The organism is Vibrio penaeicida (genome assembly GCF_030689305.1).
GTDB lineage: Bacteria > Pseudomonadota > Gammaproteobacteria > Enterobacterales > Vibrionaceae > Vibrio > Vibrio penaeicida_B.
Map to the genome: position 1 here is coordinate 18,653 of NZ_JAUYVM010000003.1, position 20,697 is coordinate 39,349.

Annotated in this window: 14 protein-coding genes; 6 read left to right on the forward strand and 8 right to left on the reverse strand. The window is 45.5% G+C overall.

Features of this window, described 5'->3' with window-relative positions; all coding sequences use genetic code 11:
- Nucleotides 1–123 precede the first annotated feature (123 nt).
- The 6 genes from Q8W40_RS06105 to Q8W40_RS06130 all read left to right on the forward strand — a co-directional run bounded on the left by Q8W40_RS06105 (nt 124) and on the right by Q8W40_RS06130 (nt 10,511).
- On the forward strand, nt 124–3,309 hold the full coding sequence (locus Q8W40_RS06105) for a hypothetical protein (protein WP_305396336.1): 3,186 nt from the start codon (nt 124–126) through the stop codon (nt 3,307–3,309).
- Nucleotides 3,306–4,961 (forward strand): hypothetical protein, encoded by a 1,656-nt coding sequence (locus Q8W40_RS06110; protein WP_305396337.1) that lies wholly within the window; start codon nt 3,306–3,308, stop codon nt 4,959–4,961. Before Q8W40_RS06105 ends, Q8W40_RS06110 begins: the two co-directional genes overlap by 4 nt.
- Before the next feature lie 447 nt (nt 4,962–5,408).
- Nucleotides 5,409–7,307 (forward strand): reverse transcriptase family protein, encoded by a 1,899-nt coding sequence (locus Q8W40_RS06115; protein WP_305396338.1) that lies wholly within the window; start codon nt 5,409–5,411, stop codon nt 7,305–7,307.
- Nucleotides 7,308–7,342: 35 nt separating this feature from the next.
- Nucleotides 7,343–8,422, forward strand: coding sequence for a site-2 protease family protein (locus tag Q8W40_RS06120; protein WP_305396339.1), 1,080 nt, complete (start codon nt 7,343–7,345; stop codon nt 8,420–8,422).
- 357 nt (nt 8,423–8,779) lie between these two features.
- Nucleotides 8,780–9,826 (forward strand): methyl-accepting chemotaxis protein, encoded by a 1,047-nt coding sequence (locus Q8W40_RS06125; protein ID WP_305396340.1) that lies wholly within the window; start codon nt 8,780–8,782, stop codon nt 9,824–9,826.
- Between the two features lie 193 nt (nt 9,827–10,019).
- Nucleotides 10,020–10,511: a MarR family winged helix-turn-helix transcriptional regulator gene (locus tag Q8W40_RS06130; protein WP_305396341.1), complete on the forward strand. Its 492-nt coding sequence runs from the start codon at nt 10,020–10,022 to the stop codon at nt 10,509–10,511.
- Nucleotides 10,512–10,640: 129 nt separating this feature from the next.
- Here Q8W40_RS06130 and Q8W40_RS06135 read toward each other — a convergent pair whose 3' ends face one another.
- The 8 genes from Q8W40_RS06135 to Q8W40_RS06170 all read right to left on the reverse strand — a co-directional run bounded on the left by Q8W40_RS06135 (nt 10,641) and on the right by Q8W40_RS06170 (nt 20,528).
- Complete coding sequence (locus Q8W40_RS06135) at nt 10,641–11,174, reverse strand: hypothetical protein (protein WP_305396342.1); 534 nt, start codon at nt 11,172–11,174, stop codon at nt 10,641–10,643.
- Nucleotides 11,175–11,177: 3 nt separating this feature from the next.
- Nucleotides 11,178–14,030, reverse strand: coding sequence for a lamin tail domain-containing protein (locus tag Q8W40_RS06140; RefSeq protein ID WP_305396343.1), 2,853 nt, complete (start codon nt 14,028–14,030; stop codon nt 11,178–11,180).
- A 233-nt stretch (nt 14,031–14,263) separates the two neighbouring features.
- Nucleotides 14,264–15,118 (reverse strand): hypothetical protein, encoded by an 855-nt coding sequence (locus tag Q8W40_RS06145; RefSeq protein WP_305396344.1) that lies wholly within the window; start codon nt 15,116–15,118, stop codon nt 14,264–14,266.
- Nucleotides 15,119–15,421: 303 nt separating this feature from the next.
- Entirely contained in the window at nt 15,422–16,765 is a 1,344-nt protein-coding gene (locus Q8W40_RS06150) for a TRAP transporter large permease (protein ID WP_126608137.1), read from the reverse strand.
- A gap of 14 nt (nt 16,766–16,779) precedes the next feature.
- Nucleotides 16,780–17,352: a TRAP transporter small permease gene (locus Q8W40_RS06155; protein WP_305396345.1), complete on the reverse strand. Its 573-nt coding sequence runs from the start codon at nt 17,350–17,352 to the stop codon at nt 16,780–16,782.
- A 144-nt stretch (nt 17,353–17,496) separates the two neighbouring features.
- Nucleotides 17,497–18,495: a TRAP transporter substrate-binding protein gene (locus Q8W40_RS06160; RefSeq protein WP_305396346.1), complete on the reverse strand. Its 999-nt coding sequence runs from the start codon at nt 18,493–18,495 to the stop codon at nt 17,497–17,499.
- Nucleotides 18,496–18,647: 152 nt separating this feature from the next.
- Nucleotides 18,648–20,090, reverse strand: a complete 1,443-nt coding sequence (locus Q8W40_RS06165; protein WP_305396676.1) for an NAD(P)/FAD-dependent oxidoreductase — start codon at nt 20,088–20,090, stop codon at nt 18,648–18,650.
- A 30-nt stretch (nt 20,091–20,120) separates the two neighbouring features.
- Entirely contained in the window at nt 20,121–20,528 is a 408-nt protein-coding gene (locus Q8W40_RS06170; RefSeq protein ID WP_305396347.1) for a nuclear transport factor 2 family protein, read from the reverse strand.
- Between the last annotated feature and the right edge of the window lie 169 nt (nt 20,529–20,697).

The window sequence follows — 20,697 nt, forward strand, 5'->3', positions numbered from 1 at the left end:
TTCAGTAAGCATTGAAATCTCAAAATGTGGATTGTGCCTAATTCACAGTGTGGTGTTATGTAACAGATTGATTATTTTTGATAAAGTCGTCCGATACGTTTCGGAATGGGTTAGGGCGACAACATGAAATTGATAAGGAATTCGCGGCTTCGTTATCAAAAGGACAAATCCGATAAAGTCTACGAAGTGGATCTTGTCGAGCTTACATCAGGCGAGCCTTCAAGGTATTTGGTGAATTTTCGGTACGGTCGAAAAGGCAGTACATTACGAGAAGGCACCAAAACCCGAGATCCAGTCACACTTGAGCAAGCGGAAAGGCTGTTTGATAGTGTGGTTGTTTCGAAGGTAAACAAAGGCTACCAAGATCAGAATGCACTCTCGTCCTACACTTCTCTCCAACCTAAGCAACCGATCTCCCAATTTAACCACAACACGTTAATCAATCGCATTGAACAAGAATCCAGCCCGTATGAGCTGGGTCGGCAGATTTGGCGTTTACGCCCCGTGGCGAATCCCGAAGTGGCGTCCTTGATAGCCAATAAGCTAGGCAGTGATACTTGGCAATTGGAATACGCTATTTTGTGGGCATTGGGAAGAGTAGGTAGCGAAGCGAATATCGATGCCATTAAACCTTATCTATCCCATCAAGATGTTCGTCTCGCCACCATCGCATTGGAATCGCTAATTTCACTCTCGCCTAAATCTGAGCGCAAACGCATTTACGTGGAGATCAGTGGCTTCGAACTCATTTCTGTGGAAGAGTTTGTCACTCAAGTTGATGATTTTATTGCCCAAAGAGCGGCGAAGGAAAGCATTAATCTGTTGTTGAAGAAAGCGTATCTTCAATCCGTTTTTGATGAAGAGATGCATCAGTCATTACGAGATGTTCTCGCCAAAATTCCATACGCCCCCAGTGCCTTCCAAGGTATTCGCTACATTCTAAAAATGAGTGAATTCCGGCTGGATGCCAATATGTTTGCCGCCGCATACTATCGTTTGGAGCAAAGTAACCCGTATTTCCAAAGAGCTTGGAAATACCATTACTCGCCTAAACATGGAAGGCTGGACATTGAGAATGAACTGTCGTCCCCAGAATCTAAACTCGCGCACTCCCAACATACTCATAACTACCTGATTCGTAGACAGTGGCGAGTGTTAAAACAATTGGGGGTTAATGAAAGCCCTGATTTCGTTCGGCTTGCGACGCAGCTTTTACTTCAATTTAAAGACAGTGACGGCAAGAAGCCCAAAACGTCAGAAATCTACGAATACGATCAAAATTGGCGTCGTCACGTGAAGGTCGTGAATCACTACGATGAATTTGCTCGTTACTCCACATTGAATGCGTTGCTGAGAAGTGAGAACCCGCGTTATAAACGAAGCGATGCGGGGTACGTTTGGAAACTGAGCCCTGATGTTGTGTTTGAAGGTCGGGGTGAAGCGTTTGCTCATCTTTGGGACCAAGTTCCTCATAGTTTGCTTGAGTTAGTACTAGGTAGCCAATGTGAACCCGTATGTGATTTTGCTGTTCGCGCGTTGCAAGACAACACAAGTTACTCCGACGCGTTGAGTGACGATATTTTGGTGGGCATATTGGTTCGTCCGTACACTGCCTGCCAGAACTTTGCGTTACCACTGTTAGAAACCTACTTAAAGCACCACGCCTTAAGCACAGAATGTTTGATTACGTTACTCAACAGTGACGTAGAAGTCGCTCAAAATCTGGCCTTAGATCAATTAGATAAAATCCGAGACTTGTCGAAGTCAGTCGATGTATTGGCTGCGCTTCTTTTGATGGGGCAACCATCAGTACACAAGTGGCTCGAAGAGCGAATGAAGCGAACAGCGCTGTTTAGAAGCGCTCAGAGTGAACTGCTCATGAGCCTTGTCTTAACGCTAACGGATCCGCACTCCGAGAGTAATTCCATTGAGACATTCGAGCATGCGGAGTGGTTATCCAAATGGCTTAATTTACATTGTAAAGATGCTATTTCAACGCTTTCGTTATCACAAATTGAATTACTGATTCTCTCTCAACATTCACCGAATGTGCTGATAGGTTGCGAATTTTTGATGGCTGTTGATGTGGAGTGGGCACAGATACCCGCCACGATTTTTGAAGTGATTGAAAACAGCCGTTCTCATAAAATTCAATCATACAGTGTCGCTTTACTGTCGAAACAAAGTGCCGAAGAGCTGGTCGACAATTTATCTTATCTGCTCAAACTGCTACTCAAAAACAACCTATCACAGCGCCAAGCTATCTTGAAAACGTTGCCCGCGACTTACCAGCGTGGCAGCCAGCACCGCCCTCTTGTTTTTGGTAAGTTGGTTGATCTTCTCCACAAGCGCGAACTTGATAGCGATTTACAGCAAATGATTATCGGCTTTATTCGCCAAGAGTTTGAACGTGAGCTTTCGTTGAACTCTCTGGATGAAGTGATGAGTTTGGCTACCGCAGCATCGGCAATGGCACATGATCTTGCTTATGACGTTTTTGCCGACAGTTATAACGCACGCCAGTTAGAGCGAACACTCACGGCAAGCCAATGGTACTCGCTTGCTCAAAGCAGCACCTTTGCCCTTAGAGCATTAGCCATTGAACAATACGAGCGAACACCAACAACCTTATTGAATGCGAATGAATCGCCAGAAGAGCCGGAACCTGTATTAACGCTACTCAATAGCCAATGGCAAGATGTACAAGAGTTTGCGTTCGAATTTTGCCGCAGTCAAATGACGTCAGAGCATTGGAACCCAGAGTCGATTGTTGCCGTATGCGATAACCCTGACGAGCGAGTGCAAGCCTTTGGGCGAGAACTTTTACAACGCTTCTTTGATGAATCGGAAGGCAAACAATACCTGCTTAAACTCAGCCAACACCCTGCTGCAAACGTCGAGCTGTTTGTTACCCAATTACTGGCACAGTACGCCGCAAATGATGAAGGTATGTTATTGGCACTGAAGCCCTATTTTGTTTCGGTGCTGAGCCGAGTTAACCGTGGCCGTGTAGCAAAAGACAGAGTATTGAAATTTTTAACCGAACAAGCGGATTGCAGCGCTCTGGTTACGGAAATGGTGTCGGATATTTTGGTACGCCAATCGTTAACATCGGTTCAAAAGGACAAAGCCCAAATCCTCAAAGCCATGTTGCACTTGAAAAAGACCAATACCCATCTCGACATGCCCATGAAAGTGACTTCTCCTCCCTCAGTTATATCTAAAGAAGGCAATAAGTCTAAAGAAAGCACTTGGTCCAATGGGGGTGGTTCAACACCAGAGAAGAAAGCCACGGAGAGCGAATCATGAAAGTAAGTTATCAATACGCATCCAAAAGCCAAGTTCGCTCTGGCTCCCAATCTACGGATGTTGCCTTTTCTCCCGATACATCGAGAGCACCTACGTTTTTCGTTGGGGAAGTAAAGGAAAAACGCGCTTTCAGAGAGGCGATTTCAGCTCTCCATGATGTGGTGATTTCAGATATGCGGTTTGCGCCAAGAAACCGAGACGAATACAAGATTTGGTTGGCGCAAGAAGAGGAAAGGTTACTTGCAGAATTTGTTAGCCGCCATGGCGAAGTAAAAGAAGAGTTAGAGGCGGTAAAAGCCGAACTTTCTTCGATGGGCAAAGCGTCCAGCGAGATCATGGCTCCGTTCTATAAAGCGCAAGACCAATACTTCAAATACCTATACAAGCACGATATGGATGCTTGGTATGTGCTCGACCCAGTAATTACCGTTCACCCTGATCAGGTCTTTTTTGAGTGTTTTTCCGAAGACGAATCAAGCTATGGAAAACTCAGCTGCAACTACGACACCTTTGAGCACGTCAGCGATAAGGAATATGGGACAACGAACATTGATTATTCCCAAGGGCTATACGACGAATTCCAAAAAATTCGTGACTATCGGAAGACGCAGCTAAAAGTCGACCCTGATGGATTTAATGTACAGACCAGCGGCAGCGACGCCTTTGAGGAAAAGAAAATTGATTTACCCGACTCTTGGGTAAGAGGCTTCTTGCAAGTTAGCTCCGCCATGACACTTCCGATGGTGAAATTCTGTCTGCATCCGATGGATATTCACAACATTTGCTCATTACTTAAACGCAAGAAGGAACGGGTCGGTCCGCGCTCCATGCGTTTCGAGCTGGTGCCAAACAAGCCCATTCAGATTGTGATGGAACCTTGGGGGGATGTCGTCACCTGCGCACGATCCTTATACCGTGGAGATGAAGCGCGCACTATTCGAACATGGGGGCGTCGACGTATTTTGATTCTAGAGCGTTTGTTGCCCATCGCTGATAGCTTCGACGTTTGCTTGCTTGGCGATGGGATGCCGTCGTTTTATGTCGCGAACATGGGTGGGATGACTTTTACATTGGGTTTATCAGGGTGGAGCGCGAACGATTGGTCGGCGGCAGGGCAGTTCGATCTATTAGCCCCAAGAGATACCGTTGACGAGCTAACCAGCCAGCGAGTCTATTTGGCGCTTCAAGAGACTCAGCAAGAGAGTGCAGCAAGTTTAGCCTCTCGGCTAGCGCTGGATGTGAGTGTGGTGAAATCGGCATTGGCACAATACAGTCAACTTGGGCAGGTGTTGTACGATTTATCGTTAGATGTTTATCGTCTTCGTCATCTTTACAATCAGCCCATCGCGTTAGAAGAAATCCGTTTCACGAATGAACGAGAGCAAAAGGCGAACAATTTCGTTGAGGCTAACTTGGTGTCGGTTACACAGCTAAACCAAGGTTCAAAAGGCACTGAGATCATTGGGCTGACGCTTGATAACGGGAAAGAATTTCAGTCTAAGCTTCGAATCGACCAAGACCAGAGATTGGTTGAAGGTGAATGCCAGTGCCATTTTTGGCACAGTAATAAATTGAGGCAAGGACCGTGTGAGCATATGTTAGCGCTTCGCTTACAAGCCACAAGAGAGCAACATACAGAGGTGACGGCATGATAGTTATCTCCCTCTCAAAATTCAGTTCTGTCTCAACTTTTTTACTTGCAGAACAAAGAACTAGCAATACAATAGAACACTACAGCAGCGCGGCAGAAGAACCTTGCATCTCGAATGGTGGATCACCATTCAGGTATAAAGACTGCCCACGCATCACTGATGCTATCTTTACTGAGCCGTACAGTCACCTATACCGCTATTGCGGTGTGACTTCACAGAAGTCAATGAGCGGTATAGGTAACGTACGGCATCGAGTTGATAACCTCAGTACTAAGAACTCTTCGAAGGAATATCTTGTCGCGCTGCGTTCCTTTTTTCGTTTCCCCGAACCTTGCTTAAAGACGTTCCGTTTAGGTGCACCCCATCTAAAAATAAAGCTGAAACCGTCGCTTTCACAGACTTATATGTTGCGCGCCATCCTAGGATTCACGGCTGAGGAGGTGGCTTATGTCTGATTCTTCCACTCGCTCAACGTCTCGCTCAAACTCTTCCAACGCAAGCCATCAGGAGGCTTCGGTGACCGATTCTGCTCCAAAGCTGACGCGTCAGCAAATTTACGATCGCATTCGAGAAAGCAGCAAGGATGAATACATTCTTCAAGAAATGATTCGCCTTGGGTTCTGGAACAAAGATGACGAACAGCCAAGTCTGACTCAAGAATTTATTGAGCGCCGCTCCGAACTCACAAGAAAGCTTAGGGAGCTAAGCGATCTAGATTCGTTATACGCTGACCCTGAAAAAGCATTAGAAGCTCTGCATAAAGAACGCAAAAAAGCGGCGTTAGAAAAGCGAGAGCAAACTCGTCAAGCACTGAACCAAAAACGCTATGACCGAGCATTGGCTTGGTATAACCAGCAAAAAGAGACTTTCACTTGGTTAGGAGATGACGTTTCTCTCGGGTTAAAAAACAAAGAGAACGATGATGACAGGCTTGAAGAACGAGAGTTGCCAACGTTTGAAAACATCGCAGCCCTAGCCGGAGCAATGGGTATCTCGGTTTCAGAACTTCGATTTTTGGCATACCAAAAAGACGTATCGAACGTCAGTCATTATCAACGATTCAGCATTGCTAAGAAAACGGGTGGGCTTCGCCATATTTCGGCGCCAATGCCGCGGTTAAAGCGCGCGCAATACTGGTTGTTAGACAACATCCTCGCAAAGTTGTCTGTGCACGATGCTGCCCATGGTTTCGTGACGGGCAGAAGCATTGTGTCTAACGCCCAGCCACATGTCGGTAAGGCGGTGGTTATCAACATGGATCTGAAGGACTTCTTCCCTAGTATCAGCTACAAACGGGTAAAAGGATTGTTTCAATCCCAAGGGTACAGTGAAGAACTTGCCACTGTTTTTGGGTTACTGACGACAGAGCCTGAAACACAAGAGCTGGAAATGGATGGTCAAACTTGGTTTGTTGCTCAAGGTGAACGCAGACTGCCGCAAGGTTCACCTTGTAGCCCTGCGATTACCAACGTGATGTGTCGCCGGTTAGATGCCAGATTGCAAGGCATGGCTGACAAACTCGGGTTTGCTTACACCCGCTATGCCGACGATTTAACGTTTTCCACCGACAGCGCAGAGAAAGCCCAAGCACTTTTATGGCGTGCAAAACAAATCGTTGTGAGTGAAGGTTTTATTCTTCATCCAGATAAAACCCGTGTTATGCGAAGGCACCAAAAGCAAGAAGTCACAGGCGTAGTTGTTAACGAGAAGCTCTCGATAGACCGCAAAACTTTGAAACGCTTTCGCGCTACGCTCAAGCAAATCGAGCTTGATGGTCCTGATGGTAAGCACTGGGGAGCAGGTGAGCTTTTCGCATCAATGGAAGGCTACGCCAATTTTGTTGCGATGGTGGATGCCGAAAAAGGCATTCCGCTGCAAAAAACGTTGGTGCATTTGAAGCGTCAGTACGGTGTCACCACCAAGCATGGCAAAGTGACTGAACTAAACAAGCGCTTGCTACGAGTGAAAGCGGCTAATGGGGAGAACCCCAAAGAGGGCTGGTGGCAACCGGAAGAGAAACCGGCGCCGGAATTGGAGCTAACACCTAACCAGGTTGCTGAACGCAAGCGAGCGATCAAGCGACAGAGAAATCAGGAACAAAGAGAGAATCAAGGCACGAATTCTGAGTGGCAAGATGCAGATTTCAATCAGGATAACGAAGCTAACCAAGGTGACGGCTGGAGTGATCTCGAATCGGATGCAAAGAAAAAGTGGACGACGCGAGAGTACATTCTCGGTTTACTGTTCTTACCAATCGTATTGGTCATGCTGTTCTTTAAAGCACCTTGGAATATCAAATGTATTGTTGTTGGTGTGCTCTGGCTTCTGTACCTCTATCTGAATTAAACTACGCCTAATTTTTGTCGTAGCAGGGAACCCAAGTGGAACTGTTTAATATCGAGTTTTTAGGAAAACCATTAAGGCTAGAAGGCTCAATGGCAGGCTGGCAACAGCTGTATTGGGATAACACGCTAGTCTCGCAATTGGATGCCAATGCAGAAAGGCTGGATCATAGCCATGCGTTTCAATTAACCAGCGGCGAACAGGCAATAGAGTGCCAAGTAAATGTTGATTTAAAGTGGCAGCCTTTCCATATTCAATATGAAGCGAAAGTGGACAACCAATTAGTGGCGCAAGGGCAACGAGACGCCAAAGATATTGAAAGGCAAACACCCGTTGTACCTGTGAAGCAGGAACGAAAGTTCAGTGTCGTCGGGCTATTTGCTCTTGGCATGAAAGCGTTAAAAAGCGCAAAGGTGATCAAAGGTGTACTCGCCGCATTGAGTTTGGCTGCCTATTCTTGGTTTTTCTCGTTTCAATTTGCCTTAGGTTTGTTGGCGTGTTTGATGTTCCACGAATATGGGCATATTCGCGCCATGAAATTCTTTGGCATGAAGACCAAAGGCATTTATCTGATTCCATTTCTGGGTGGGCTCGCACTCAGTGACGAGAAAATTAACACCCGCTGGCAAGACGTGGTGATTTCCATCATGGGCCCGACGTTTGGCTTAGTACTATCGATGGTTTTATTGGTGGTGTATTGGATTACCGGAGACGTGTTCTTTGCTGGTCTCGCCGTGTTTAATGCGTTCCTTAACTTGATTAATTTATTGCCTGTGTTGCCATTGGATGGCGGGCACGTACTCAAGAGTATCAGCTTCTCATTCAACAGTGTCGCAGGGCTGGCGATCTGCATTGTGGCCGCCGTCGCAGGCATTATTGCAAGCTACACATTTGGCATGGCTTTGTTCGGTTTCCTTTTGATTATGGGCAGCATCGAAATCATCGTGGAATGGCGAACGCGACATAACAGCCATCTACTTCCTTTAGATCGTTATGGGCAATTGGTGTCTTTTGTCTGGTACGTAGCGCTGGTTGCCGCGCTGGTGGGCATCATGGTTTATATTGGGTCAAGTGGCGATCAGTTACTGAGCTTGCCACTCCAAATATTGGCAAGTTAGTGCATTCAAACAGCCTAGTATTTTGAGGGTTGTTGGCTATAGCATTGCGTAAAAACAGAAAAGATGAGGTTGCGACCTCATCTTTTTTTATCTCGGTATTTTGAGCAATTTTTAATGTTTGAGAAATAATGGTGTACTTCGCTCCCTTCAATATCTGATTAGGGTTTGGTTGATTGGGATGTAAGCTCCGTCACATTCTATAAATTTTGATTCATAAAACTGAAATATTTCTCTTCCAGCTCAGGTCTGAGTTCTGAAGTTGGGCAATTTAGTACTCGCTGAAATGCTGTAGTTACGGTAAGTTGAATATGGTTCGATACTGATCTATTCAAATCAATTATAAATAAAGGGAATGTTATGCAGTCTGCTCTCTATAAGCGTGCAGTTATTATCGCTGTTATTGTCGGCTCCATCTTAAATCTTATTAATCAATTCGATGCGTTGCTTGGTCCTGCGGATTTCAATGTAGTGAAGGCTTTGCTTACCTATTGCGTCCCTTTTATTGTGTCTATTGTTAGCAGCAAGATCACATTGAAATCGGTCGAGAAAAACATGGTTGCGCCTGAATGCCCTGAAGATACTGCAGGCTTGGTTTGTCGGGATACGTTGTCTGAAGCGCGTGGCAAGGTGCAGTCGATGAGATCAAACGCAGGAAATGTGAATCAGGCTTCTAGAAAGCGTTTGGCGTTTGCGGAGTCTGTGGTTGATCAAGCTCATGAGGTGACGTCGGGTTCCTGTGAACTGGCAAAATTAGCGGAAGTGTCGCAAGAACAAATTCACAGTGTCCACGGTAACTTCAACTTGATGAACAAGCGTCAAACGGAGTTTATGGCGGAATTCTCGCAAGCATCTGAGTGGGCAGATAACCTAAAAGAGTCCATAGATAACCTTAGCCAGCAGTTTTCTCAAATCGAAAATATGGCGTCGTCCATCACCTCCCTTTCTGATAAAACGAATTTACTGGCACTGAATGCGTCCATTGAAGCTGCGAGAGCGGGAGAATTTGGTCGCGGTTTTGCTGTTGTGGCAGAAGAAGTTAAAGGGTTGGCGAACAAATCTGGTGAAGATGCCCAAAGAATTAATGCATTGATGGGAGAGCTCAGTTCAACCAGCACCAAGCTCGCCGATGATGCAAAATTGTTTGCTGAATCCATGTCGAAAATGCAGGAAAACACGAGTCATGAAGAAGCAGAGCAGGTGGCGGTTTCTATTGATCAAATTCGTTCCGCTGCAACCGATGTTCATGATCGTGCTCAATGGCAGATTGCAGAGATGGAAAAAATGGCAGAGAAGGTTAAGCAGTTAGCAGAAGATGCCAAAGCGGCTGTAGATGGCTCAGCCAATAATATGGAATTAAGCGACAGTCTACTCACGGACTTACAGCACGTCGTTAAAGCATCATAAAGAAACGTTATATACCCAAGCGTCTAGAGTTCACTTGGGTATAACGCTAAAACCGACATTAGAATCGGTCTCAATGCAGTTTGAGGCCGATTTTTTACGCCTAAAGATAAGGATATAGGCGGTAAGAATTGCCAGCCTTCTTTGATTCCATTAAAGTAATTTCTAATTAAGAATCTTAACTTAAAGTAAAGCAATGGATAAAGTGGATAACATCTTGCGTCAGTGGCAAGAACAACGACCTGATCTAGATACCTCATCAATGGCCATTTTAGGCAGAATAGGGCAGCTGCGCGGTCATATTGCGCCAAAGCTGAAGAAAACGTTCGCGGAGTTTGGGCTCAACTCAGGTGAGTTCGATGTGTTGATGACGTTGAGACGCTCAGGGGAACCTTACACACTTTGCCCTCACAATTTGTTGCAATCGATGATGCTGACATCGGGAGCCATGACCAATCGTATCGACAAGCTAGAGAATAAAAACCTAGTGGTTCGAAGCGCTGATCCAAATGACAGAAGAGGCGTTCAAGTGTCGCTCACGGAAGAAGGGTTAAAGCTGGCGAATACTGCGTTGGAAGCTCACGTTAATAACAGTGAATCGCTGCTAACATCTCTTAACAAAGATGAAAGAGAAGCGCTGTCTGCATTGCTGAGCAAACTACTTTCTGCGCAAGAGCAATCGGAATAACATCTGTTCGGTTAAAAAAGCGAAATGAATCAAGGCGACCCTTAAGTGGTCGCCTTGGTATTTTTAAGGTGAGAGTTGCGTTTAGGTTACAAGCTTCTTTGGTATTTACCGCTGTTTTGAAGCATAGGGCTAAAGCTTCGAAACGTTTAGCTGGAAGTCGACAGAAAACTCCGGCTGTTCATTTGACAGATGAGTGGGCACTTCTTTTGGCCGGTACACATCGGTAAACCTAAATGAAAGTTGGTGATTCAAATGATTGAACACTTGCTTCTGATCCGTTGTTATCAAAGTATCATTTTCATTATCTATGGAGATAAAAACTTTCCCATCAATGAGTTTGAAACTGAGCGTGACGGAGTTTTCTGCAAGAGCAATATCAAACGTGTGTCGGATGTTTTTGGCGGTTAAAAATTGAAGACCATTCGCGTCAACGTAGCGGTCGAATATTTCAGGTCCATCCGGCTGATGCTTGATCTGGGATTCTTTTCGGCATTTCAAACATCTAGGAATGGCATCTTCCTCGTTCCAATCGTCGACAAATTTTTGATTGAAATGCAACACACCATTAAGAACTGAAAACTGATTGTTTGTATGTTCCGATTCCGCCTGAGAGCAAGCAGTTAACCCGCCGACGAAGAATAGGGCCATTATAATTTTATGCATCAGTTATTGGTTCCTTGCTTGTTCTAAACGTTCAAGAAATGCTGCTGATGGTGTCTCTTCTATAATGTATTCCTGCAGGTCATTGGACAGGTAATCTTGCGGCTGGTTTGGCATGTTACGGCTGTATGAAGAGCGAGAATCACCCGTATTACCGCTTGGTGTGTTTTGGAATCTTAAGCTTACCGCCGCCCAGTCGTTAAAGTCGTTCAACACTGTTTTACCGTTGTTTTGGTTGGATGCACTGGTGTTGGTTAAGTCCAATGAAAGCGCGGTGTCGTTGGTGTCACCATCGCAATTAAAATCCACTCTGTCGGTAACACTTCTGCCTAAACCTTTTGTTTCATCTAAGCTGTTTTCATCTAGAGGTGAACCAGAGCCGTCGGAATAATCGATTTTGAAATTGTCAGGCGCTCCAAAGGGACCATTGATAAGATCGCTTGCTCTTGTGGCATAACCTTGTGGGGTCGTTCTACACTTAGAATTCGCTAGTTCATTATCGTAATTGCGTAAGTGGTATCTATCTCCCTCGTTTTGCCCTAGTACTGAAAGACCATCAAGTTGGTACATGTAATTCATTATGCTGTAATAGTTTGGCTTGAAGTTAAGGTTTTCATTACCGCCATGTCGTAGCCCGAGGTTGTGTCCAAACTCGTGCATAATAGTACTAGCTTGATAATTGATGAGCTTGTTTTGGGCACTAGGATTACGACTATTGAGTTTCCATTTTCCAAGCGTGATCAGTGAATCATTTCCGTTGATTTCAGCGATACCTGAAGACCCAGCGGTTCCATTGGCTTGTTGGCTATTGGCCAATAGCATGTAATAGAAAACTAAGCGGCGGCGAACATCCATATGTTCTATCTTGTAGCTTTGAAGGGTGGTGGAATTGTAATATCTGTTCATACCAATGCTGGCTGAATAAGGTACCTGATTGCCTCCGCCTAAATTATGATCCTGTCCATGAAGCGCACCGGTATCGAAGTGCAACGAGTAACCTCGGTTTTGAAAGGCGAATTTCACTTTATCTAGTGCTTCTTTTCTCGGGATAATACCTTCATCTGCACTCTGGCGGTTGTTATTCGTTGCGTCCATGTAATCAATTTCAATGAAGATATCGGTTTGCCCTTCTCTGGCTCCCCAGTTGTACATGTTCATGCCCGCGTAAGTGCTATCTGGACGCTCTGCACAGTCAGGAATATTGTCGTTATCACTATCGGCTGTACAGTTGTTCACATCGTTCTTTCCACCTGGTGTTGGAAAGGTAATAACAGTCCAATCTTCCGCTTTGTTGGTGTCTGAGTGGTTTTCAGCACGAGCCAGACTCTTGCCAAGAGTTCGTGGTAAACGTTCAATCGTTGACGTTCCTGTCCAGCTTTTGCTGGAAGTTGGTGATGTGTAGTTGCCACCAAATCGGACAAAATCCGCAGTTTTTTGTGATGCTATTTGGACAAGTTCGATAAAGCCGTTATCTGTCCAATAAGGGACATGTGAATTTGCAGTTAACGTGATCACTTGGCTGGAGCTGCCAGTCTCTGCATAATCGTATTCCACATCACGCGCTTGTAACAGGATATAGGCACCCGCTTTGAGTGTTTGTTGTGGCAAGGTAAACGTATGGCTACTTAATACTGAGCCGCTTGAGGTTCGCGCTCCTGATTTCAACGAATAATCACTCAGATCCACATCTTTGGAGCCAGTATTGTAGATTTCGATCCAACGCCGATCGTCAGTGTACTGTGACGTTGAAATTTCGTTGATAACAAGTGATCTGATGACTGAGTGATTTGGATCATTCGGGTAATAGTCGGAATTGTCTCCAACGCCATCCCCATCGCTGTCCTTTTGTTCGTTTGGATTGTCAGGGAACGCATCTGCATTATCGCCAACGCCATCCCCATCCGAATCTTTCGATTCAGCAGCATCATTTGGGAAGGCATCACTGTTATCGCCTACTTTATCGCCATCGGTATCAGCGTATTCTTTAGCGTCGGTAGGGAACAAATCTGCACCAACAGGCCATGCTCCGTGAGTATTTGGGTTCCAATTGGCTGCAGACAAGAAGTTGCCTTGCGAATCCGTATGATCCCAATAGCCATCATTGTCCCTGTCATTTCGAATCACCGCCGTAACAGTTCCGTTTTGGCTGGTTAACTGGACGGTCTTGTTTTCAAAATCAGTCGTTGAGTTACTTTTCTCTGTTTTAATCAGAGCCCCAATCGCTTTGACCTTCGATTCGATAGTAGTGTCTGACGATTGCTGCCTAGCATTGGCAACGGATTGATTTTCCGGCATTAACGATGTTTGCACCAAAACGCGAGCCGCAAACGCGACATCTGAGAGTTTTTGGGATTTGTAGTCTTTCAGTAAATCGTCCAACTCGATTTGCAAATCGGTTGCAACTTCTTGCTTGGCGATTTCAATTGCAACACCGCGATCCATTTTTTGTTTAAGCAGCGTGGTTATGGGAGTAACGATAAGCTCCCCCGCAGGTGCACTGAGAAGGAAGTTTCGAGTCACCGGAGCGAGGTTATCTTCATCTATTGTTGTGCCCTTAATAGCTTGCACAACGACAGAGTAGGAAGATGGGGAAGTAATGTTTGAAACATCTAACGTCGCTTCACCATTGAGCCCCGTTGTTGCGGTTGGCTCATTGGTATCGTGCGCAAAGTTATTGTTGAGGTCGAGCCACACCCTAGCATTTCTCAAGTACCCATCAATCGCGGTAACGTTCAGTTTGCTGGTGGTATTCCCTGCCGGTCCAGTTTGTCCATTTGCTGAGCCGTCACTGCCACCGCCACATCCTACGAGCGCAATCGTCAGAGAAAGTGCGCTGAGTTTTAGATATTTTCTAGCCATGAATTCCTGTTTAACTTCCCCGTTATAGCCACGTTTCGATATTACTATGATTTTTGTTAATGCGGTGTAAGTATTGGTAACTGTGAGTGGTGATCTCATTATAAATATTTATAGTGTGAATACGTGAGCTTATACACTAAGAATTACAGTGTGAGGTGATTGGGCTCAACAAGGGAAAAAGACCTCAATGAGAGGTCTTTAAAATAGATAAATATTTGATAATGCCAGCCGAATTATAGGGGTTGGCACCTTGGGCAGTTAGGTGGCGGAGTCGGTGTGCCCGGGACGTGGACATAGCCTAGCGATAAGCTGTCGGAGTATTTACCATCAGATAAGCTGATCGAAACGCTGTTGATACCGGCATTCGCTGGTACAACACTGATCACTTTTGAGCCACTTAGGCTACTCAAACTGTATGATTTTGATGCTGTACGCCCGTAAAGATCATCACGTACGCGAATGGTTAGACGCGCATTTACGCTTGAGTCTTTTGCTGCAGTCGAGTATTTGTCTACCAAATACTGAATATTGGCTTTCACACTACCAGAAGATTGATACGCATCACCGCTGATGATCCTTGGTTTCTTCTGTACCCAAACCCCTTCAGCAGAACACATTCCGCTGGCTCTGTTTATCCAAACTAAACCGTACCCATACGTTTTAGAGAACTTCATGTTGTGGTATGAGTTTGCATCCCAGTTGGATTTATCTTTCCCAACGTAGCCAAATTCTGAGTTGTTAAAACGCACATACGCCAAGCGATCAAACAGATTGCCTTTTGCTCGGAATACTTCGTTTTGAGCGACGTGTTTTGGCACTTCTACGCGCAAGTAGTCGAACGAGTTAAACAAGTTAACCAGTGCTTCAAAAAAGTCTTGATACTCTTGCTGGTTCTCTTGGTAGTCCGGGTCTTGATAGATATCGTAGCCGTTGTCTACCGCTTGCTGTACGTCTTCAGATTTAAAGTCATAAGACTTAACTCGTCCGTATTCACAACCAGGTGGAAGATCCAACGTTTTTGCCTGAGATGTCAGTGAGGTGGATGCAAGCGCAATAGCCGCAATAGGGAGGATGTGCTTATTTTTCATTAACTTATTCCTTGTTAACTTTCTAGCCAAAAGCAAAAGTGAAGAAACTTCACATGATGCGTTCGCATACAGATTTAACTGAGGAAGGAGTTTAATGATAGAGCAATCAAGCGAGCTAGGCTTGCAAATGAGAGCACTTCTTACTTAATCGGCAGAGGCTCTCATTCGCTTTCACTCCATATTCATAAATGTTCACAAAACAAACAGTGTTGGTGACTATGAAACCAACACGCTTTGTTGGGTTTATGCGATTTCATTTCGATAGGGTTCCATACCTATTTACTCTATAAGTATCCTTTCCAATCAAGGAAACCCAACCAACTTAGGCAAATACAGTGACAAACTCGGGAAGAAGGCGATGATGAACACCGCGATCACCGAGGTAATCACAAACGGATGAATTCTTGCTGTTATCTGTTCAACCGTTGATCCACCAATCCCTGATGCGACAAAGATGTTTTCTCCAAGGGGCGGGGTGGCAAAACCAATCGACAATACACACACGACTACAATGCCGACATGAGTTGGATCGGCACCCAGCATGTACATGATCGGCAACAACACTGGCACAATGATCATGATGGCGGCTAAGGTTTCCATAAACATACCAATGAAGATGAGTAAGCTGATGGTTAGCGCCCATACCAGATACATATTGTCGGTTAGGCTAAGCAGAGAATCGGCGACGACTACTGGAATTTTTTGTTCAACCAGAAGACGACCAAATACTGTTGCCGCGAACAGAATCAACAAGACACGACCTGTTATCCATGTTGTGGTAGAAAGCGATTTGATGATGCTTTGAAAGGTGAGTTCTCGGTGTAGAAACAACCCAACAAAAAGGGAGTAAAAAATCGCCACCACGGCCGATTCGGTCGGTGTGAAAATACCGCTGTAGATACCACCAAGAATAAGAAAGGGGGCCAAAATGGACCAAATACCATGCCTTGCCGCTGTTCTTATTTCTCTCGAGTCCCAATCTTCTTTCAGCCCTTTGTAGCCGCGTTTTTTGGCAATAACATAATTAGTTGCCATGAGCGACAGCGCCATAATCAAACCAGGGATCACACCTGCGACAAAGAGCTTAGGAATGGAAACCGTTGAAAAATTACCGTGCTCGGCAATCGCTTCGGGTGGTGGCATTAACCCCATGGAGGAGATACCAAAAATCACAAGTGGGATAGACGGCGGAATGATGATACCAAGCCCACCAGAGGCCGCAGTGACGGCGGAGGCGTAGCTTTTTTCATAGTCTCGCTTCACCATGGCTGGAATCATGAGCATACCAACCGCGGCAGTGGTAGCCGGACCTGAACCGGAGATTGCGCCAAAAAACAGGCAGGCCACCACGGTTGCCATGCCCAAACCACCCGTTACAGGTCCAGCTAAATTTTCTGCGATATCGACTAGCCGTTTAGAGATGCCTGCCGCTTCCATTAATGCCCCAGCTAAAACAAACGCTGGTAGCGCCATTAGGGGGAAATTCCCAACCGAGGTAAAAGCGATTTGCACTAACGCAATCGGGTTTTTATCAAGTAGTAGGTAAGCCGCCATAGAGGCGCCAGCCAACGAGACGGTAATTGGGGCTCCCAATATCAGCAGCACTAAAAAGCCGCCAAATAGAATCAGAGTTAAATAGGCTTCCATGCTTAGGGCTCCATTTACTCAGCCTTGAAGGCTTTGTTTTTCGAAAATTTGTTTTTAAGAAAATCGTTTTTTAACGATTGTTTTTGAATCTCTTCGCTTTCCGGGTCTGTTGCTTCAATGCCAAGCACCAGTTTTTCGTAGTTATTCCATAGAATGCGAACCGACATTAAGAAGAAAGCGATGGGCAAAATAAGATAGAAATACTTCATTGGAATCCCTGTGGTTTGAGACTTCCAAAACAGGTTCATTTTGTTGAAAACAAAGTCGTAACTCAGATATACAAAATAAAGATTGAACGCTACCCAGATAAGGTCGGCAATGGTTTCACAAATGGTTTTGACTATCGGTGGGAAGAATCGAAAATGGAAACTCACACGGTTATGTGCTGACATCTTCGCTGCAACAACGGCGCCCAAATAAGCAAACCAAACGAACATGTATGTGGCCACTTCATCACCCCAAGGTATGGAATATTGGAAAGTCTGCCGCAATACAATTTGCGAAAAGAGAAGAATCACAAACGAAGCCAGTAACAGGCAGCATGTGTATTCCTCAATATTGTTTAGATGTTTTCTCAATGACTTCATGGCACGAGTCTCTGCGAGCTAGAATGGCATCCAACGAATAGGGTTAGATGCCATTGTGTAGGGACGAATACCGTCTAAATAGACGTATTCTGTGTAAGGCGTTTTTATCGTTATATGCGCTCTAAATTGGCGCTGATTAATGAATTAACGACCGAGAGATTTCAATGTGTCATCCAGTTTTTCTTTGCCGCCAATGCTGGAATAAAACTTTGGCCATACTTTTTCAGTCACCTTATTCATCCATTCTTTTTCGCCGTCGGCTGGCTCTGTAATTACCATACCTTTAGCGACTAAGTCTTTGCGGATTCGGTCTTCCGATTCCAGTAAGAATTGGTAGCTGTGTTCGGTTGCTTCTTTACCTGCCGCAAGTATCGCTTCTTGTATGTCTTTGGATTGTTCTTGGAATATCGACTCACTGACAATCAGCGGCTCGATCGAAAAGATGTAGCGAATGTTGGTGACATACTTCTGAACTTCATTGAATTTCATTGCGTGAACAGTGATGTAAGGGTTGTCTTGACCATCGACCACGCCTTGCTGTAATCCGGTGAAGGTTTCCGACCATGCCATAGGCGTTGGGTTAATTCCCCATGCTTGATAAGTCGAAATCATGATGTCGTTCTTCGGGACTCGGATCACCAACCCTTTCAAGTCTGTCAGTGTTTTCACTGGGCGCTTGGAGTTGGTTAGAACACGAAACCCTGAATACGCCCAACCCACAATTCGAACGTTTGCGTCGCGAATGGTGTTTTTCACTAACTCATTTCCAACAGCGCCTTGAGTCAGTTTTTTGGCTTCTTCCGCACTTTGAATCAGATACGGCATGGTGAGCAAACCCACCGACGGAGAAAAGGGGGTCACGTTATTGATCGCGAGTACGGAAAAATCGAGCAAGCCGATGGCTGCGTTATTGACGGTGTCTTGTTCGTTGCCAAGCTGACCATTAGGAAACAAATCCAATTTCACACTGCCATTGGTTTTCTTTTCCATCAGTTCGCTAAATTTGGTGCCTAATTCCCATTGTGTACCACCAGCTGCGTCACCCAGTGCCATTTTAAAGGTCTTGGCAGAAGTGACGGGAGCTGCGATTGCGACGGCAATCAATGCGCTCCATGAAATGAATTTCGATTTGGTAAGTATCATTGTTTTAACCTTTCTTCCTTGTGCCTGTTATGCGTCCGTTGCTGGATGAAGATGTTTCCGCAAGACGCCCCGATTAAACGTGCGTGTTGTTCTCCTTAAGAAAATGCGTAGTGAATAAATAGGTTTGCAGTGAATCGCCAAAGAAGAGCGAGTTACAGCACTTCGTCTTTTAGGTGATACCACTTGTACAAGAACCGTTGCCCCATGCGGCGAAACGGAGCAAATGCCTCCGATTCCACCACTTCCCGAAGGTTTGGGAACGGCAATTTGGATTGAAAAATAGGGAGGTCGAGGTTTTGTCCTTCTCCTGCGATCCATTGGGCGAGCCGCTTACCTGCTTGCGCGGAGTACATCACGCCATTGCCGCCATAGCCTAGTGCGTAATAAATCGATTCTTTATAGTTCGGCTGGTAAATCCTAGGCATCATGTCGTGGCTAACATCAACCCAGCCCCACCATGAATAATCGACCTCTATCCCGGTTAAAGCGGGGAATTTACGGTGTAAATCGTTAACAAGAAATTGTTTGTACTTCTCTTCTGGTGCAGATTTGCCGGTTATCGCACTGCGCGAGCCAATTTGTACTCGGTTGTCTGGTAACAGGCGATAGTAATGACGTAAAACCCGTGTATCTGTTAAGACTTGTTTGGTTTTGAAATTGCATTCATCGATTTCTGCATCGGTGAGCGGGCGAGTCACGATGGAGTTAGAGAGTATAGGCAGCAGGCGGTTTTTGAGTTCTGGGTGCAACCCTTGTGATGTGTAACCACCTGTCGCAACGCCAACGGCTTGGGTTTTTACAATGCCACCCGGTGTTTTGATGTAATGGACGTCACCTTCAGATGTCCACCCGATCACAGGGCTACTGGTGTGTACTTTCACGCCTAGACGCCGTGCTTTTTCCAAATAACCGAACGCTAGTTTTCCTGCATGAATACCAATGCCTTCTGGTTCGTGCATGGCACCAGCCGCTTCTTTATCGTCAACAAAGTCGCGCTTTACCGTCGCAGCATCAAGAATTTGTGCGTCGTAATTAAAGGTATCGCGAAGCAACTTGGCTTCTTTTTCTAGTGTCGGCATGACCTTACTGCGATGCGCAATATAGAGATGACCGCCAGGTTGGGGTTCACAATCGATGTCTTTAATAAGATCTTTGAAGGTTTCCATACCATCAAGGCATTCGCGGTGCATTTTTAGTGCGGTTTCTAGCCCCCAACGCTCAATCCATTGGGAGCGTTTTAAGCGGCCACTGGCACATTGTGCTTGCCCCCCGTTGCGTGTGCTGCACCCCCAACTGGCGCGGTTGGCTTCTAAGACTGTGGCTCTGATTCCATAGTGTTCCGCAAGATAAATGGCTGCGGTTAGCCCTGTATAGCCTGATCCAATAATCACGACATCCGCATCAGTATCCGACAGAATTGGACCATCATCTTGAGGTGGTTCGCCCGCCGTTCCTATCCAGTAAGTAGGTGCGTAGGCTTGGCCAGTACCTGGATTTTGTCGTGTGAGTGGATCGTAGCTAGGGTCGTAGGCTTGCCGGCTCTGCTCTTTTTCAGAAGGCACAGACGCAGCGCCATTCAATACGTGCGGATTCATGGAATCTGAGTTCATGTCTGCCTCCGGATACTATTTGACGTCGCCACTGACGACAGGACGATCTTTACGGAAAGCGTTCTTAACCTGAATTTTTCCATCTTTTACCGTAAACACATCCACCATACGTGCCTCAATTCGGTCACCATTGGGTGTGGTTGCGCAAAATGTGGATTCAGTAACAGCGCGATCGCCAGAGACAAAGTGAACAGGATCTTTCCATTGAACATCTGGGAAGTTTTTCCATACCACAGCGAAAGCGTCGCGAAGTACTTCTTTCCCTGAGAAGGTGTTCCCCTGTAGCTCGGCACCTGCTGCGGTGTGGAACACGCAATCGTCAGTCACGAAACTTAGTAAAGCCTCAATGTCGTGGGCATTCCAAGCATCGCTAAAACCTTGAAGAGTTTGGATTGTTATTTGATCTTGATTGCTAGTGTTCATTTTCTGTTCCTTAAAAAGTGGGCAGAACAAACATGAATCGATGAGAGAAAGATCAGGGTATGAATTCAGATTCAACAGCTGTTTGTTTTGCTAGATTACAGTCTTATTATTTCAATATGCGATACATAACGTTCCATATTGAGATATAGATACCAATAATTAACAAGTT

Coding starts and splice junctions, on each gene's coding strand:
- Q8W40_RS06105 (WP_305396336.1), top strand. CDS start 124: ATGAAATTGATAAGGAATTCGCGGCTTCGTTATCAAAAGGACAAATCC.
- Q8W40_RS06110 (WP_305396337.1), top strand. CDS start 3,306: ATGAAAGTAAGTTATCAATACGCATCCAAAAGCCAAGTTCGCTCTGGC.
- Q8W40_RS06115 (WP_305396338.1), top strand. CDS start 5,409: ATGTCTGATTCTTCCACTCGCTCAACGTCTCGCTCAAACTCTTCCAAC.
- Q8W40_RS06125 (WP_305396340.1), top strand. CDS start 8,780: ATGCAGTCTGCTCTCTATAAGCGTGCAGTTATTATCGCTGTTATTGTC.
- Q8W40_RS06130 (WP_305396341.1), top strand. CDS start 10,020: ATGGATAAAGTGGATAACATCTTGCGTCAGTGGCAAGAACAACGACCT.
- Q8W40_RS06135 (WP_305396342.1), bottom strand. CDS start 11,174: ATGCATAAAATTATAATGGCCCTATTCTTCGTCGGCGGGTTAACTGCT.
- Q8W40_RS06140 (WP_305396343.1), bottom strand. CDS start 14,030: ATGGCTAGAAAATATCTAAAACTCAGCGCACTTTCTCTGACGATTGCG.
- Q8W40_RS06145 (WP_305396344.1), bottom strand. CDS start 15,118: ATGAAAAATAAGCACATCCTCCCTATTGCGGCTATTGCGCTTGCATCC.
- Q8W40_RS06150 (WP_126608137.1), bottom strand. CDS start 16,765: ATGGAAGCCTATTTAACTCTGATTCTATTTGGCGGCTTTTTAGTGCTG.
- Q8W40_RS06155 (WP_305396345.1), bottom strand. CDS start 17,352: ATGAAGTCATTGAGAAAACATCTAAACAATATTGAGGAATACACATGC.
- Q8W40_RS06160 (WP_305396346.1), bottom strand. CDS start 18,495: ATGATACTTACCAAATCGAAATTCATTTCATGGAGCGCATTGATTGCC.
- Q8W40_RS06165 (WP_305396676.1), bottom strand. CDS start 20,090: ATGAATCCGCACGTATTGAATGGCGCTGCGTCTGTGCCTTCTGAAAAA.
- Q8W40_RS06170 (WP_305396347.1), bottom strand. CDS start 20,528: ATGAACACTAGCAATCAAGATCAAATAACAATCCAAACTCTTCAAGGT.